Origin of the sequence: uncultured Campylobacter sp. (assembly GCF_938002845.1) — a bacterium.
In the GTDB taxonomy this organism is placed as follows: Bacteria; Campylobacterota; Campylobacteria; order Campylobacterales; family Campylobacteraceae; genus Campylobacter_B.
Genome location: NZ_CALKZP010000040.1, coordinates 1 through 14,711 on the forward strand (window position 1 = coordinate 1; position 14,711 = coordinate 14,711).

Here is a 14,711-nt window from a genome sequence, read left to right on the forward strand (position 1 = left end):
GAGCCGTGTTCAGCCGCGCACGCTTTAAAATTTTGACTCGCTGCCGATTTTAACTCGCCAGCGTTAAATTTAACGGCGCTTGCCGCATCGCACGCTTCATCTAAATTCTTGCACGATATGTCGTACTCATCCGCTTGCAGAGACGCTGAAGTAGCGCTGCCGGGCGCGTTTGACATCTGCGATAGATCGCGCTCGCTAGGTTGGGTTTGTTTGGCGCCACCGCATTCGTCCGCATCCATTTTTAAAATTTCATCCGCTACCGCTTGAGTCGCACCGTCTGCGTCAAATTTAGTTCGCTCAAAAGTAAATCCCACGGCCTCCAGCCAGTAGCCTATATATTCGAGCAAATCGCATGGGCGATCGAAAAAATCCTCCGCAAGCGCGAACTCGCAGGCAAATTTTACGTTTCGCGGATCGCGGGTTTGCAGCAGGCAGCTAAAAATTTTTTGCTTATCGTCTTTGCTCGTATGCGGATCCGCAAGTCTCTCGCGCCAGATTTGCGAGCTCTCGTAACTAAGCCCGCGCCACGGATACTCCGCGCAATACGCGCTCTCGTTCGGCTGCAATTTAAAAAGCTCGCCCAGATACGGGTGCAAAAACGGCGCGAACTCGAGACTTGCCACTGCGATGACCTCTTCAGCGTTTTTCCAGCGTGCGCTTTTTTCATCTCTGCCGCGTTGCCGTACACTTTTGCCTGCGCTTTCGTCTGCCCGCGCATTCTCTTCCGTCTGGATCGCGCTTTCGTCCTGCTGCGTTTCGCGCCCCTCTGCCGCCTCTTCTCGTAAAATTTCAACCGCCGTAGCGATCAAAGCTTTAAAATCCTCCTCGCCCACATAGCCCATAGCGTCCTTTAGCAGCGTGCCGCCCTCTTGCCGCCCGCGCAGCAGGCTGTCCACTAGCGTAAAATACGCCGCCGCATCACCTTGTAGCCGCCAAAACCGCTCGTATAAACCGGGCATACTAAAGCCGTCGCGTTCGAAATCTCGCGCCAGATTTAGCGCCTCGTCTCGTTTATCCATCTTATTTCCTTTTGCGATTTTATTTTGATAATTTTAGCGTAAATTTAGGTTAAAATTTTGAAGGCGACTTATTTTATATGTCAAAATTCCAGCAAAAAATATGTGAGATTAAATTCGGTGGCGAATTAAAATTTAGAAGTGTGCCGAGCCCCGTAGAGCCCGGCTAAATTTTAAAATAGCTCTTAAATTTAAAAGCTATCGTCTCTTTTTTCAAAGATCAGATGCAGCACGTAGGTCACGGCGAAGGTCAAGGTGCTAGGCACGATCCAGCCGAGCATAGAATCGTAAAACGGCATCATCTTCACAAACGACGTTACAAGCGGCACCGAAATCCCCAAAATATCAAGTCCGTTTATGACGCCCTCGACAACGCAGACATAGACGCAGGCGCGGTAAATCAGCTTGCTCGAATCGATCCACGGATTGATCAGCGAGAGGATTATCAGCATGATCGAGATCGGGTAGATTGCGACGAGGACCGGGATGGAGCCCTTGATGATGGTCGTAAGGCCGAAATTTGCGACTCCAAAGCCGATCACGCACCAAGCGATCGCCCAGGTTTTGTATTTGATCTTGCCTTTCGTAAGCTCCTCGAAGTATTCGCTAGCCGAGCTTATAAGACCCAGCGTCGTGGTGATGCAGGCTAGGAAAAACGCGCTGCCTAGGATCACGACGCCAACTCTTCCAAAATAATGATCGCTTACTCGCGACAAAAGCTCCGCTCCGTTGATATTCGGCGTATCTTTGAAAAGCTCTGCGGAGGTCGCGCCCAGATAGCCCAGCATAAAATATATCGTCATCAGTATGACGCCCGACATCATTCCTGCTTTTATCGTGGAAGTTACGAGGTGCTTCTCGTCGCTTACGCCGGTTGCTTTAATGGCATTAATCACGATGATTCCGAATGCCAGCGACGCAAGCGCATCCATCGTCTGATAGCCCTCTACGAAGCCCTTTGCTGCGGCATGATCGACATACTCTCCGCTAGGAGCGACGAAGCTTCCGATCGGAAATAAAAATCCCGCGCCGAAAAGCAGCAAAATAAGCGCCAAAAGTATCGGCGTGAGGTATTTTCCGAGCAGATCGACGAGCTTTGAAGGGTTCATACAGATGTAATAGTTCAGCGCAAAATATGCCGCAGAATAAACAAATAGCCAAATTTGAAGGCGCTCTTCCGAAATAAAAGGCTTAATAGCGATGTCAAAGGGCATATTCGCCGCGCGCGGTATCGCAAAAAGAGGCCCGATCGTAAGATATAAAAGCGCGGTAAAAACGATCGCAAACACCGGATCTATGCGGCGCACTAGGCTCTGAAGCCCCTTAGCGCGCGCAATGCCTGCGACGCCGAGTACCGGTAGAAGCACCGCCGTAGCGCAAAAAAACATTATCGCGACATAAAAATTCTGTCCGGAATCCTTGCCTAAGCCCGGCGGAAAAATAAAATTTCCCGCACCGAAAAACATCGCAAATAGCGTAAGCGATATCGTCAAAAACTGGCTTCTACTAAGCTTGCCCTTCATCTTAAACCTTCTTTAAATAAAGTGAAATTTGTATTATAGTTATAAATGTTTAAAACATATTTAAATTTAGCCTAAATTTAGCCGCAAATCCTTTGTTCCGTGATTTTTGATCCCACAAACAGCGCGCGGGACGGCTAAAATTTTAAAAATTTTAAGTATAATTTCGCGAAATTCAAGGCTAAATTTAGACAAAATGAGCGAGGGATAAAGATGGCGAAGACTAAAACTACGATTTTTGAGTGCCAACACTGCGGCAATCAGCAAAGCAGATGGCTCGGCAGATGCCCCGACTGCGGCGCGTTTGATAGCTTCGTCGAGCTCAAGCCCGCTCAGATCAAAGCGCTAAAAGAGATCGAGGGCGAGCTTGCCCACGCCTCGTCCGCAAGCGCCAAAGCGATCAGCGAGATACAGATCGAGCAAATTTCGCGCATCGACACCAAGGATAGCGAGCTAAATTTAGTCCTCGGAGGCGGCGTCGTGGAGGGTTCGCTCGTGCTAATCGGCGGCAGCCCCGGCATCGGAAAATCTACGCTACTGCTTAAGATAGCGGCAAATTTAGCAAGCGGTGGCCGCGCCGTGCTTTACGTAAGCGGCGAGGAGAGCGCCAGCCAGATCAAAATGCGCGCGCAGCGGCTGGGCGCGATAAGCGAGCAGCTGTTTTTGCTCACCGAGATAAATCTAAGCGCCGTGCTTGAAGAGGTCGAGCGCAGGGATTATAAATTTATCGTCATCGACAGCATCCAGACGCTTTTTAGCGACAAAGCCCCCTCTGCGCCGGGCTCTATCACGCAGGTGCGCGAGATCACGTTCGAGCTGATGCGACTTGCCAAGGCGCGCGGGATTTCGATCTTCATCATCGGCCACATCACCAAAGAGGGCTCGATCGCGGGCCCGCGCATACTAGAGCATATGGTGGACGTGGTGCTGTATTTCGAGGGCGATGCGAGCAAGCAGCTTAGAATTCTGCGCGGTTTTAAAAACCGCTTCGGAGCTACGAGCGAGGTGGGGATTTTCGAGATGGGGCCGCACGGGCTCGTAAGCGCCAAGGACGTCGCGAGTAAATTTTTCACGCGCGGTAAGGCGGTAAGTGGCTCGGCGATCACGATCACGATGGAGGGCACGCGCGCGCTCGTCGTGGAGATCCAAGCGCTCGTGTGCGAGAGCGGCTATCCGAAGCGCAGCGCCACGGGCTTTGATAAAAACCGCCTCGATATGCTTCTGGCGCTGCTTGATCGTAAACTTGAGATCGGGCTTGGCGGATACGACGTCTTCGTAAACGTAAGCGGCGGCGTAAAAATCACCGAAACGGCGTGCGATCTCGCCGTCGTCGCGGCGATCGTAAGCAGCTTCAAAAACCGCCCGATCAGCAAAGAGAGCGTCTTCATCGGCGAGGTGAGCCTAAACGGCGAGATCAGAGAGATCTTCAACCTCGATGCGCGCCTGAAGGAAGCCGCGATGCAGAAATTTAAAAACGCGATCGTCCCGATGAAGCCGCAAAACGCGCAGGGGCTTAAAATTTTTCACGCCACCGAGATCACGCAAATTTTAGATTGGATGTGAAGCGGTGCGCTTCTTAGCCTCGGTTTGGCGAGCGGCGCGAGCGAGCGGAAATGGACTTTGAGCGGCAAGGGACGCGTTGCTTTTGCATGGGCGCGGTGAAGGGCGCAAGTGCGCCGCTTTTTACATGGCTCGCAAGCAAGCGCAAATGAGCTTGATCGCTAAGGCGCGATTTTTGGAATTTCACGTATCGTAGCGGCTCAAAAATTCGTTTGAGATTTAAAACGGCTCGGCGACGGTGCGGTTAAAATTTAATCATTCGCGCCGCATCCCAGGCCAATACAAGGCGAGCGCTTTGCGGCGCAAATTTTAAAATTTTGCCACAATGCGGCGCAAAGCCGAGCTCGGTAGGCCCTTGCGTCGCGCAAAATTCTATCGCGGCGCGCAAGACGTATCGCATAGAGCTAAGAGCCGGTAAAATTTTAGCGGCGCTAAGCTCTCATGCGCGGGCGCGACGCGGATACCACAAGTAAAGTATCGCGCGCCGAGCCGAATGAGCGCCGCCGTAGTACGTCGTAACCAGAAAAGGCTTGCTAACGAGACGCTACGCAAGCCAAAGCGCGCAGGCCCGCCTCACATAGCCAAAAGACAAAGCCTACAAGGCGGCAAGATAGCAACGCAGCGAGAGCGCGATGAAATTTTAACGCAGGCCGTATAAGCCGTCGGCAAAGCCTAATTCTACGGACAGGCTCCGCGGATAAAATTTCGCAAATCTAGCGCGGATAAAATTTCATAAATTTAAACGGAAAGGTGCGTATGAGCCCAAACGTAATCGTAAAATTCGTCATTTTGTTTTTCATCAGGGCGCAAAGCTTAAACGTCAAATTTAGCAAGCTCGACGCCGTCGTGTCGCACGCTTACGCCAAATATGGGGCGCTCTTTAAACTAAGCGTGCCGCTACTTGCAGCAGCATCGGTATTTGCGCTGTTTAACCTATACGATTTTGCCAAAGCCAACTACGCGCTGACGATCTTTTTGCTCGCTTTGGGCTCGCCTCTGCTTGCGTATGGCTTTTTTAAGGCGATAAAATCGGCGATGACCTTCGCGCTATTTGTGATCCCCTTTGCGGCGGTGTTTGCGATCATCGCGGTTACGGGTGCGCAGAAGCTTGATAACTCGCTAAATTTCAACATCGTCTTTCCGCTGTTTTTCACCCTCGTGTGGTTTGCGATGTCGGTGATCGCCGACGAGGACGTGGCGCAGATTATGAATAAGATCGTATCGAAGCTCTCCACGCTTTTCGTGACGATTTTCATCCTTTACAACTACGAGACGCTTCACGGAATTTTAACCGCGGGCGCGGGAGGGTATCGCGCGGGCAGCGACGAGCTAAACGCGCTTGACCTGGTGTTTATGACGATTAGATTTTTCACGCTGCCTTCGATTTTTACATTGATGATTTTTGAGATCAAAGATTATCTTTTTATCAGATACGGCGCGTTCGTGCAGGCTCAGCAGGAGCGCATGCAGGATTTAAAAAATTCCAAGGGCTCGAAGTAAAATTTTAAAGCTTAGCTCGATCTAATTTTGCGCGACGCAAATGGTCGCAAATACTAAAGATTGCGACTGCTGTGTGCACGCTGGCTTAGGCGCGGCGGCGGGACTAACAAAATTTTAAGCGAAATTTTAAAGCTAATTTCGAGACGAAATTTTAATACCGCGCGGGCTAGAATTTAGAGCCGCGAAGCTTCAAATCCTGACCCACATCAAATTTAAAATTCTAAAAGAAGCTGTATATGTCGTCTAAAAGGAAGTATTTTTTATCGACGGTGCCTTTATAGAAAGGCTCGAAGGTATCATTATACGCCTTTTTGAAAAAGCCCTCTTTACTAAGCGAGATGAGCGCTTGATTGACGGCTTCTGCGAGATCTGCGTTGCCTTTTTGCATCGCGATGCCTAAAAATACGTTCTCGCCAAGACTTTTGATATTAACCTCGACGCTAGGATCTGCGACCGGATAGACCATCACAAATAGATTATCGTCGCACGCGCCGTCGATCTCGCCGCTCTTTAACCGCTTGTAGCAATCGGAGGAATTTTTGCAATACACTAGATTGTAGCCGCCATCCTTTTGCATAAACGCTTCGCCCGTCGAGCCGCGAATGACGCCTACTTTTTTACCTCGTAGATCGCTCATTTTTTGGATATTGTCGCTTTTTCTGGTTAAAACTCCGGAATTTACCGAAAGATAGGGCATCGAAAACTCATAATTTTTCTTTCTCTCCTCAGTAACGCTTGCAGCCGCGATAAGCATATCTGCCTGATTATTTTGAATGGACGGAAAGCGAGCTTGCGCCGATACCGGTATGAGCTCGATCCTGCCGCCGGTATCGCCTAAAATTTTGCCTCCGATTGCATTAGCAAGCTCTACGTCAAAGCCCTCAAAGCCGTTATCTGTGACCCTACTAAACGGAGGTTCATTTTCATAAACGGCGATACGAATGACTTTACTCTGCTTTATTTGACTTAAAGAATTCGCAAGCGCAAAGATGCAAGATAAAAGAATTAAAAACAGTGATTTTTTCATTTTAAATTCCTTTTTTATTAAAAAAAGCTGTAAAGATCGTCGAGTAAGAAATATTTTTTATCGACAGTACCTTTATAGAAGGATTCGAAAGTATCCTCGTAAGCCTTTTTGAAAAAGCCCTCTTTGCTAAGCGCGATCAAGCCTTTATTGATCGCTTCTAGCAGCTCCGCGTTACCCTTTTGCACCGCGACGCCTAAGAATACATTATCGCCTAAATTTTTTATATTGACTTCGACTGCAGGATCTACGATCGGATAGACCATTACAAAAAGGTTGTTGTTACAATACCCGTCGATCTCGCCACTTTTTAATCTCCTATAGCAATCGACCGAATCGTTGCAATAAGAAACATTATAACCGCCGTCCTTTTTGATATACGCCTCACCGGTAGTCTTGCGGATGATACCGATCTTTTTGCCCATCAGATCGCCTATTTTGTGAATATTTGAGTCTTTTTTCGTTAAAATTCCCAAATTTACCGTAAAATACGGCATCGAAAAATCCACGCTGCCTTTACGCTCTTCAGTGATGCTTGCAGCCGCGATTATCATATCGGCTTGATTGTTTTGCAGCATCGGAAAACGCACTTCGTTTGTTACCGGTATGAGCTCGATACGACCGCCGCTGTTACCGAAAATTTTACCGGCTAGCGCGTTGGCAAGCTCGACTTCGAAGCCTTCAAAGCCTTTCTCGCTCGACTTACTAAAAGGCGGCTCATTTTCATAAACGCCTACTCTGATAACCTTGCTTTGCTTTATTTCGCTTAATGAATTCGCAAAAACAAAGATCGCCGACAATAGAATAAGAAAAAATGACTTTTTCATAATTTCCTCCTTGAATTTTAAATTTTTCGTAATTGTAATGTAAATTTTCTTAAAATTTCATTTTACTAGAACCGAAACTATTCCCTAAATTGCGAGTTTAGCAATAAAATTTCGCAACTAAAATTTCTAAACATAATGATAGAGGCTTTTTAAATTTTGCTGCCTTGCGCCACACCCTGCCTGCTCTCATTAAATTTTAGCGCTTCGCTTAAATTCTGTGCGTCTATTAGTGCCGCAAAAATAGCATGCCGCTGCGAAATTCTATGGAATTTTATAAATTCTGCAACGACGCGTTAGTAGAATTTTATAATCCAAACCCAAGCTCGCAAAGTCGGACAAAATAGCAAGGCTATGCGAGCCTTTTAAATTTTTACCTAGTGAGAGCACACAGCTATGCTTACTGCAAGCAAACACAGGCGAGCCGTACCGCTATGCCCACTTAAAATAAGCTATAGAGGTCATCTAGCAAGAAATATTTTTTCTCCGCAGTGCCCTTGTAATACGGCTCGATAGTCTCGTCATAGGTCTTTTTCATAAAGCCGTTCTTGCTTAGCTTGACTAGCTCGCCGTTTAAGAACTCGAGCAGATCCTTATTGCCCTTAGAAACCGCAATGCCTAAGAAATCCGAAACGCCTAAATTCTTGATATTTACCTCGGTGTCGCTGTCGATTACAGCATAAGCTAAAACTATCAGATTGTCTGTCGCATATCCGATGCCCTTACCATCTTTTAGCATTTTATAGCATTCATTTGCAGTGGCGCAATTTACAATTTCAAAGCCCTCTTTTCTAAAATACGCTTCGCCCGTAGTTCCGGTTTCTGCGATGATCGGCTTGCCGTGCAGATCCGATACAGTCTTGATCCTATCGCCGGCGCGGGTTAGCACGCCGATATTTACTGCAAAATACGGCGTCGTAAAATCAACTAGCTGCTTACGCTCATTTGTGATCGTAAAGGTCGCAAGCACCATATCTACTTTATTTTCTTCCAACGCTTTTAAACGCTCACTAGCCTTTACGGGCACGAATTCCACCTTGCCTGCCTTGCCGCCGAATATATCTTTTGATAGCGCCTCGGCTAGAGTAACCTCAAATCCTTGAAATTTGCCGTCTTCAAATTTACTAAAAGGCGGTTGCGCCTCAAATACGCCTACGCGCACACTGCCCGATTGCCTAATCTCAGATAGGGTATTTGCCACTACACTACTTGTAAATAGCAATAAAATTCCCAAAATTATCTTTTTCATATCGTTCCTTTAATTACAATGATTAGCCTAGCCGCGCATTCGCGTCGCTTTGGCAAGCCGTTTTAAGCCGGTCGTATATTATTCGCTCACTTCTCCTTTCGACATTTTTTAAAATTTCTTTACCTTTGAAATTTTACGTCGCATTTTACGCAAATTTCATTTAAAATACATTTAATCTGCGCCGTGATTTAGATCCCAATCGATCTCTCCCAGGCCGTGCGCGCGCAGATATTCGTTGCATCTGCTAAAATGCCTGCAGCCAAAAAACGCCCCTCCTGCAAGCGGACTGGGATGCGCGGCGGTTAAAATGAGATGCTTCTGCGCATCGATCAGCGCCGATTTGGCTTTGGCGAAATTTCCCCACAGCATAAAGACTAAATTTTGCCGCCTCGCGCTTAAAATTTTAATCACGGCATCGGTGAAAATTTGCCAGCCAAAGCCGCTGTGCGAGTTCGCGCGGTTCGCGCCCACGCTAAGGCTCGCATTAAGTAGCAGCACGCCCTGCTTCGCCCAGTAGCTCAGATCGCCGCTTTCAGGCTCGCTGATACCCAGATCACTCTTAATCTCTTTGTAGATGTTTACGAGACTGGGCGGAATTCGCACGCCGCGCGGCACCGAAAAGCTAAGCCCCATCGCCTGATGCGCGCCGTGGTAAGGATCCTGCCCCAAAATCACCGCTCGCACCCGCTCAAACGGGGTGAGATTGAAGGCGTTAAAGATCAAATTTCCCGGCGGATAGACGATCTCGCGCGCCTTTGCGGCGAGCAGGTTTTCTTTGATCTTCGCAAAATACTCGCTTAAAAATTCCTCTCTAAGCGCCTCTTTCCAGCCGCTCTCGATCCTCACGTCGTCTAAATTTATCTGCATACCGACCCTTTAAATTTTAATAAATTAACGCTCTAATTTTACAATAAATTTTAAAAATAGTATCGCTCGTGCGCCGCTGCAATCAAAGGCAGATCGCCCGCACTCTCTCGCCGCCAACCGATCCCGCCGATTTACTAAGTATAGCCTGCCGCTACACGATCACGATCAAAAGCGCCATAAAAAACAGCATGGCGATCGTCTTTTTATTATCGTTAAGCAGGGTTTGCGGATAAAAAGCAAACAAAATCGCGTAGGCAAAAAGCGCGATTGCGAACTCCAACGGGTTATTATCTCTGAATTTCAACCTATAAGCGACCCGATAGATATATGCGAAAGCAGCGATAAAATTTGAGCCGACTTCATTCTGTCTTTGCGATCTCCTATTTTATCTAAAATCCATCGTATCGATATTTGCTCACTTAAAAACGCCGCGGTCTTAAAATTTTACTCCGCCGATCTTATCGGCTTTAAAATTTCATCTCGCAAGCTTGCCTCTAAGACCGTAATACGGATAATCCATCGCCTCAGCGGCAGCCTCTCGCGCAGAGGCGCCTGCGAATTTCTCGATCACGCAAAGTCCAAGCTCTATGGAGCTGCTTACGCCGCCAGCAGTGATGATCTCGCCCCCTTTGGGCAGGCTTTCGCGCACGAGCCGCTCGTGCACCACGTCCGCGCAGTAAGGCGCCAGCAGATCGTAGCAAAACGGATGCGTAGTCGCGCGCTTTCCGTGCAAAAACCCCGCCGCGCCCAAAAGCAGCGAACCGGTGCAAACGCTAAACTTATACTTCGCATCGCGCGCGGTTGCGAGCCACGAGATGAAGCCCGCATCGTCTTTAAGGCGACGCGTCGCCATACCGCCGGGCACAAAAACCGCATCAAAGCCGCCTAGATCCGTCGTGATCTCGCCCGCATCGATCGTAAGGCCGCCGCTATCCGAAACCTGCCGCTCGCGCGAGCAAAACCTCATCTCAAGCTGCGGGCGGACGGCTTTGAGCCTTAGCATACAATCGTAAAACCCCGCAAAATCGAGGTGTGTCTGTCCGCTAAACATCACAAGCGCTAGATTTTTCATAATCCGTCCTTTAAATTTATCGCTCGCCGTATCAGTTTTCGGCGCGGCGCCGCTGCAATTCTCGGCGCCGCAAGTCGTAAAAATGCGCGGCGGCTAAATTTTGATGCCGCAGGCTACCCAAAAAACCCGCTCAAGCAAATTTTAAATTTTACACGCATTAAAAACTTGCAGAAATTTTACCGCCCGCGAATGAAATTTCAGAAGCGATTTAAATTTTGCGCGTTTTTTATTCCGCTTTATTCAGATTAGAAAAAGCTCGCAAGCCCGCATAGTGCAACCTTTTTGAAACATTCTCAAATTCTAAATTCCAAACTCCCTCGTCGTATTTCCATTCAAACGGCGCTTTGTAATTCGTCCAAATTTCATACGCGTGTTCGTTTAGCCGCTCAATCAACGCAGAAATCCCTAAATCGCCGCCCGCTATCTCCATCATCAAATGCCAGTTATCCAAATCGGCGGGGTCTTGCGTATGGATAGATTTCTCTCGCGGCAGATAATACACAAAATCGCTTGTATCAAAAGGAAATAGCGTATGGCACAGCGCAATGTCGTAAATTTTTTGAGCGAATACGGTCGGAAGCTGCTCGTCCGAATAGCCGAAAGTTGAAACGTATAAAAAGCTGCGTAAAATGCTCGCTAAATTTCTACAAACGGGCGCAAAGGCGTATCTGCATGCCTGCTGCGTTAAGGCGCCGTTTCGAATAAAACTTATGGCGCTATCGATCTCTCTTCTTCTTGCTTGCACGTATTTTATATTTTTAAATCGCCAAGCCTGCAAAAGCTGCAAAGAATTGTCGATAACTCGCAGATGTTTGTCTCTTTTTTCATCCGTCGTGCCGCTTAACTCCGCGGTCCTTGCAACAGCCTGCCTCCAAAATGGAATCAGGGTTTGTACCCATCCCAAGTAGCTCAGATAAAGCGCGTTCGGCTCCTCTTTTTCAAAAGCCGCTCTCATCTGCGTAAGTTTTATCATCGCAGCCCTTTTGTATCTAAATTTATCCCGCGCGCTACTCTTCGCCTTGCGTCTTCTCGCCCGCCATGCAGCTTTGGAATATAAATTTATGCTCCTGCGGCAGCGCATCGTAAATTTTATCTGCAAGCTCGCGGATCTCCCAAAGTGCCGCCTTGCTAGAGCGCAGAGCGAGGAAGTTTTGCAAGCTGCGCGCGTTTATGCTCCAGCTAAGCTCGCTCTTGTAGCACTCGGGCAGGCAGTATTTGGCGATATCAAGGCTGATTGGGGTTTGTAAGATTACGCGTAGATTTTCAAGAGCCGCGATACTTGAATTATCGACCGCTTCATTGCCGGTAAGCACGATGTATCGCGCGGCGTTTTCGAAATCCCCTTGCGCGAAGCTGCCCTCGCCGCGCAATTCTTTGAGAGTGTAGCGAGTGGATTTTACGCTAAGGCTTGCAAGGCGGTGGCGCGCCAGCTCCTGAAGCAGCGCGCGCGAAATACCGCTGATGTAGAAGTTGTAGTAGAGGTGCTCGAGCGTGCTTGAGTGTTTGAGCTGGTTGCCGACGCGGTCGATTAGCGCCAGGTCTTTGGCGCCGCCGCAATCGCTGCGCTCAAAGCTCTGCCAGCAGGTGCGGATCGCATTTGAGCAGACCCAAAGCGGAGTGAAATTTAGGAGTTTGACTTGCATGATTATCCTTTGAAATTTTAAGCGCATTTTAACGCTATCGCACTTTTAAACCGATAAAATTTCGCAAAACGACGCTTTTAATAAACAAAGATTACGCCTAGCTTTGCGAGCAGAAGCGCCCTATTTTATCTTTTTTCGCTGCCGCCACGAGAGATTAAAATTTCATCCAGCTCGTAGCGCGTGTGCGGATATTTGCTAGGCTCACCACGCCCTAAAGCCACGACAATCGCAGGACGAAATTTCGCCTCTAAAGCACAGAATTTTTCCAAAGCCGCGGCGTCAAAGCCGGTCATTATACACGAGCGCACGTCAAAGCCCTCGGCGATATTAGCGATATTTGCCGCTAAGATATAAAGCTGCTTGATCGCGTAGTTCATCAGCGCTTCGTCGTCTAAGCTCGCAAATTTCGCGCGGAAATAATTCATCGCAGCTTCATATTTTTGCGGAGTGTTTGCGCGACGGCGGACGGTGCGCTCTAAATACGCTTCGCCCACGCGCAGATCGTTACGCGCGATTAAAATCACGGCGTGCGAGCACTCAGCTACTTGCGGCTGACTGTTACAGGCTACGGAAAGCTCTTTTAGCTCGCAAGGATCCGAGATTATCATCATCCTCCAAGGCTCTAATCCGCATGAGCTGGGACTTAAGCGCGCAAGATCAAGTATCTCGCGCACGAGCTCGCTATTTAGTTTATAGCTGCAAAATTTACGGCAGCTGTGGCGAGAGAGCATCACTTCTTTTATCGATTTCATTTTATCTCCTTTAAAATTCGCGGCATTATAGCGGGTTTGCCTAAATTCCACTCGGCTAGCTTGGCGAGTTAAGCTAGATTTTGCTAATATTGCCCTTTCAAATTCCGCTACAAGGCATAATATGAATGATAAATTCAGCAAAATCGGCTTCATTCTCGCAGTCGCAGGCAGCGCCGTAGGGCTCGGTAATGCGTGGAAATTCCCCACTTTAGTAGGCACCAACGGCGGCAGCGCATTTATCTTGCTATATCTTTTGCTGACGCTTTTGGTTAGCTTCGTGATTTTTTTAGCCGAGATCGTCATCGGCAGACTAAGCGAAAGTGATCCGGTGCGCGCATTTGAAAAGCTCGCACCCTCATACAAAGGCGCATGGAAATACGCGGGATTTTTTATGATTAGTGCACTTTTGATCTATGCTTTTTACAGCGTCGTAATGGGCTGGATCCTAAAATACGTGGTCTCAAGCGCTTTTTATCTGCCAAAAAGTATAGATGAAAGCGGCGCAGCGTTTAACGCACTTTTAGGTAGCGACTTTTTAAGCGTGGCGGTGTGCTTTACCATAGCGTCGGCATTTTGCTTTTTCATCGTATCTAAAGGTGTCAAAAGCGGCATCGAGCGGCTTAATGTCTGGATGATGCCTGCGCTATTTATTTTGCTGGTTTTAATGCTAATTTACGCCGCGAGTTTCGATGGATTCGGACGTAGCGCAAAATTCTTGCTAGTGCCAGATTTTTCCAAGCTTAATAAAGATAGTGTTCTTTCGGCGCTAGGACTTGCATTTTTTACGCTTTCGCTTGGCGTTACTACGATTATGACTTATGCCGCGAGCCTGCCTGCGCGCACTAATATCCTAACCTCAAGCATAAATATTGTCTGCATTAATGTCCTAATCGGCGTGATGATGGGACTTATCGTCTTTACTTTCATCTTTGAATTCGGCGGCGATCCCAAAGCGCAAGGTCCTGGGCTAGTGTTTGTCTCGCTGGTGGTGCTTTTTTCAAAGCTTGGTGCGATCGGAAATATCCTAGCCTTTTTATTTTTCACCTCGCTATTATTTGCGGCGATTACTTCTGCAATTTCGATGCTGGAGCCTGCGATTTATTATCTCGTAAACTCCCGCAAGCTAAGCCGCAAGCGCGCTTCGCTTTTAGTTTTTGCCGTGACGTATGTTTTAGGGATATGCTGCATTTTGGGTTATTACGGGGGCACGAGCGAGTATTTTAGCCTAGGTGGCAAGAGCTTTTTTGACGTGCTTGATTACCTAACCTCGAATATCTTAATGCCTCTTAGCGGCATAATCGTGGCGATTTTCGTAGGATTCGTGATCAAAAAACGAGCCGTCGAAATTCTACTGCGCCCATATATGGGACGAATGGGCTTTAAGCTGTGGTATTTCGTGCTACTGCGCTTCGTGGCGCCAGCCGCGATCGTAGTGATAGCGCTCAATCAGCTAAAAATTTTAAATTTTTAAATTTTGCAAAGCGGATGGATAGCATGGAAGTTAAAATTTGGCACTGAAGCAGTCCAAAAGCAACGCGCCAAATTTCATAGCAAACTTGCCGCGATCCGTTAGCCTTGCAGCGATAGTTTGGAATTTTATGTTTAGATAGAGGAAGGTTAAAGTATGTAGCGACAATCAGCTTTCGGCGCGACCGCGACAACCTGCATGGCGATCAGTGCGCGC

At 48.0% G+C, this 14,711-nt stretch carries 15 protein-coding genes; 4 read left to right on the forward strand and 11 right to left on the reverse strand.

What is annotated here, in order from left to right; all coding sequences use genetic code 11:
* Both Q0224_RS06090 and brnQ read right to left on the reverse strand, forming a co-directional pair.
* The coding region (locus Q0224_RS06090; RefSeq protein ID WP_297949893.1) for a hypothetical protein at positions 1 to 1,019 on the reverse strand (1,019 nt) is incomplete at its 3' end.
* 188 nt (positions 1,020 to 1,207) lie between these two features.
* Entirely contained in the window at positions 1,208 to 2,539 is a 1,332-nt protein-coding gene (gene brnQ / locus Q0224_RS06095; protein WP_297949894.1) for a branched-chain amino acid transport system II carrier protein, read from the reverse strand.
* Positions 2,540 to 2,749: 210 nt separating this feature from the next.
* Here brnQ and radA point away from each other — a divergent pair, with 210 nt between their 5' ends.
* The 3 genes from radA (at position 2,750) to Q0224_RS06110 (ending at position 5,596) form a co-directional block, all read left to right on the forward strand.
* Positions 2,750 to 4,099 (forward strand): DNA repair protein RadA, encoded by a 1,350-nt coding sequence (gene radA, locus Q0224_RS06100; RefSeq protein ID WP_297949895.1) that lies wholly within the window; start codon positions 2,750 to 2,752, stop codon positions 4,097 to 4,099.
* 490 nt (positions 4,100 to 4,589) lie between these two features.
* Positions 4,590 to 4,754, forward strand: a complete 165-nt coding sequence (locus Q0224_RS06105; protein WP_297949896.1) for a hypothetical protein — start codon at positions 4,590 to 4,592, stop codon at positions 4,752 to 4,754.
* 98 nt (positions 4,755 to 4,852) lie between these two features.
* Positions 4,853 to 5,596, forward strand: a complete 744-nt coding sequence (locus Q0224_RS06110; RefSeq protein WP_297949897.1) for a hypothetical protein — start codon at positions 4,853 to 4,855, stop codon at positions 5,594 to 5,596.
* A 220-nt stretch (positions 5,597 to 5,816) separates the two neighbouring features.
* On the opposite strand, the gene Q0224_RS06115 is transcribed toward Q0224_RS06110, so the two are convergent.
* The 9 genes from Q0224_RS06115 to Q0224_RS06155 all read right to left on the reverse strand — a co-directional run bounded on the left by Q0224_RS06115 (position 5,817) and on the right by Q0224_RS06155 (position 13,027).
* Complete coding sequence (locus tag Q0224_RS06115) at positions 5,817 to 6,623, reverse strand: transporter substrate-binding domain-containing protein (protein ID WP_005873330.1); 807 nt, start codon at positions 6,621 to 6,623, stop codon at positions 5,817 to 5,819.
* 17 nt (positions 6,624 to 6,640) lie between these two features.
* Positions 6,641 to 7,447: a transporter substrate-binding domain-containing protein gene (locus Q0224_RS06120; RefSeq protein WP_005873331.1), complete on the reverse strand. Its 807-nt coding sequence runs from the start codon at positions 7,445 to 7,447 to the stop codon at positions 6,641 to 6,643.
* A gap of 439 nt (positions 7,448 to 7,886) precedes the next feature.
* Entirely contained in the window at positions 7,887 to 8,693 is an 807-nt protein-coding gene (locus Q0224_RS06125; RefSeq protein WP_177387860.1) for a transporter substrate-binding domain-containing protein, read from the reverse strand.
* A gap of 171 nt (positions 8,694 to 8,864) precedes the next feature.
* The gene (gene ung, locus Q0224_RS06130; RefSeq protein ID WP_297902861.1) at positions 8,865 to 9,560 is read right to left on the reverse strand and encodes a uracil-DNA glycosylase; all 696 of its coding nucleotides are present in this window, start codon (positions 9,558 to 9,560) and stop codon (positions 8,865 to 8,867) included.
* 151 nt (positions 9,561 to 9,711) lie between these two features.
* Positions 9,712 to 9,840, reverse strand: coding sequence for a hypothetical protein (locus tag Q0224_RS06135; RefSeq protein ID WP_297949898.1), 129 nt, complete (start codon positions 9,838 to 9,840; stop codon positions 9,712 to 9,714).
* A 195-nt stretch (positions 9,841 to 10,035) separates the two neighbouring features.
* Positions 10,036 to 10,632 carry a DJ-1/PfpI family protein gene (locus tag Q0224_RS06140; RefSeq protein ID WP_297949899.1) on the reverse strand — a complete coding sequence of 199 codons (597 nt, stop codon included), beginning with the start codon at positions 10,630 to 10,632 and terminating at the stop codon, positions 10,036 to 10,038.
* A gap of 226 nt (positions 10,633 to 10,858) precedes the next feature.
* Entirely contained in the window at positions 10,859 to 11,605 is a 747-nt protein-coding gene (locus Q0224_RS06145; RefSeq protein ID WP_297949900.1) for a hypothetical protein, read from the reverse strand.
* 34 nt (positions 11,606 to 11,639) lie between these two features.
* Positions 11,640 to 12,275: an FAD-dependent thymidylate synthase gene (gene thyX / locus Q0224_RS06150; RefSeq protein ID WP_297949901.1), complete on the reverse strand. Its 636-nt coding sequence runs from the start codon at positions 12,273 to 12,275 to the stop codon at positions 11,640 to 11,642.
* A gap of 125 nt (positions 12,276 to 12,400) precedes the next feature.
* The gene (locus Q0224_RS06155; RefSeq protein WP_297949902.1) at positions 12,401 to 13,027 is read right to left on the reverse strand and encodes a nitroreductase family protein; all 627 of its coding nucleotides are present in this window, start codon (positions 13,025 to 13,027) and stop codon (positions 12,401 to 12,403) included.
* Between the two features lie 121 nt (positions 13,028 to 13,148).
* Here Q0224_RS06155 and Q0224_RS06160 point away from each other — a divergent pair, with 121 nt between their 5' ends.
* Positions 13,149 to 14,498: a sodium-dependent transporter gene (locus Q0224_RS06160; protein WP_297949903.1), complete on the forward strand. Its 1,350-nt coding sequence runs from the start codon at positions 13,149 to 13,151 to the stop codon at positions 14,496 to 14,498.
* The last annotated feature ends 213 nt before the right edge of the window (positions 14,499 to 14,711 follow it).

What these genes read in the sequence shown, in the direction of transcription:
- Q0224_RS06160 (WP_297949903.1), top strand. Translation starts at nt 13,149, where the DNA reads ATGAATGATAAATTCAGCAAAATCGGCTTCATTCTCGCAGTCGCAGGC.
- Q0224_RS06145 (WP_297949900.1), bottom strand. Translation starts at nt 11,605, where the DNA reads ATGATAAAACTTACGCAGATGAGAGCGGCTTTTGAAAAAGAGGAGCCG.
- Q0224_RS06115 (WP_005873330.1), bottom strand. Translation starts at nt 6,623, where the DNA reads ATGAAAAAATCACTGTTTTTAATTCTTTTATCTTGCATCTTTGCGCTT.
- Q0224_RS06120 (WP_005873331.1), bottom strand. Translation starts at nt 7,447, where the DNA reads ATGAAAAAGTCATTTTTTCTTATTCTATTGTCGGCGATCTTTGTTTTT.
- Q0224_RS06105 (WP_297949896.1), top strand. Translation starts at nt 4,590, where the DNA reads ATGAGCGCCGCCGTAGTACGTCGTAACCAGAAAAGGCTTGCTAACGAG.
- Q0224_RS06140 (WP_297949899.1), bottom strand. Translation starts at nt 10,632, where the DNA reads ATGAAAAATCTAGCGCTTGTGATGTTTAGCGGACAGACACACCTCGAT.
- Q0224_RS06125 (WP_177387860.1), bottom strand. Translation starts at nt 8,693, where the DNA reads ATGAAAAAGATAATTTTGGGAATTTTATTGCTATTTACAAGTAGTGTA.
- brnQ (WP_297949894.1), bottom strand. Translation starts at nt 2,539, where the DNA reads ATGAAGGGCAAGCTTAGTAGAAGCCAGTTTTTGACGATATCGCTTACG.
- Q0224_RS06110 (WP_297949897.1), top strand. Translation starts at nt 4,853, where the DNA reads ATGAGCCCAAACGTAATCGTAAAATTCGTCATTTTGTTTTTCATCAGG.
- Q0224_RS06155 (WP_297949902.1), bottom strand. Translation starts at nt 13,027, where the DNA reads ATGAAATCGATAAAAGAAGTGATGCTCTCTCGCCACAGCTGCCGTAAA.
- ung (WP_297902861.1), bottom strand. Translation starts at nt 9,560, where the DNA reads ATGCAGATAAATTTAGACGACGTGAGGATCGAGAGCGGCTGGAAAGAG.
- radA (WP_297949895.1), top strand. Translation starts at nt 2,750, where the DNA reads ATGGCGAAGACTAAAACTACGATTTTTGAGTGCCAACACTGCGGCAAT.
- thyX (WP_297949901.1), bottom strand. Translation starts at nt 12,275, where the DNA reads ATGCAAGTCAAACTCCTAAATTTCACTCCGCTTTGGGTCTGCTCAAAT.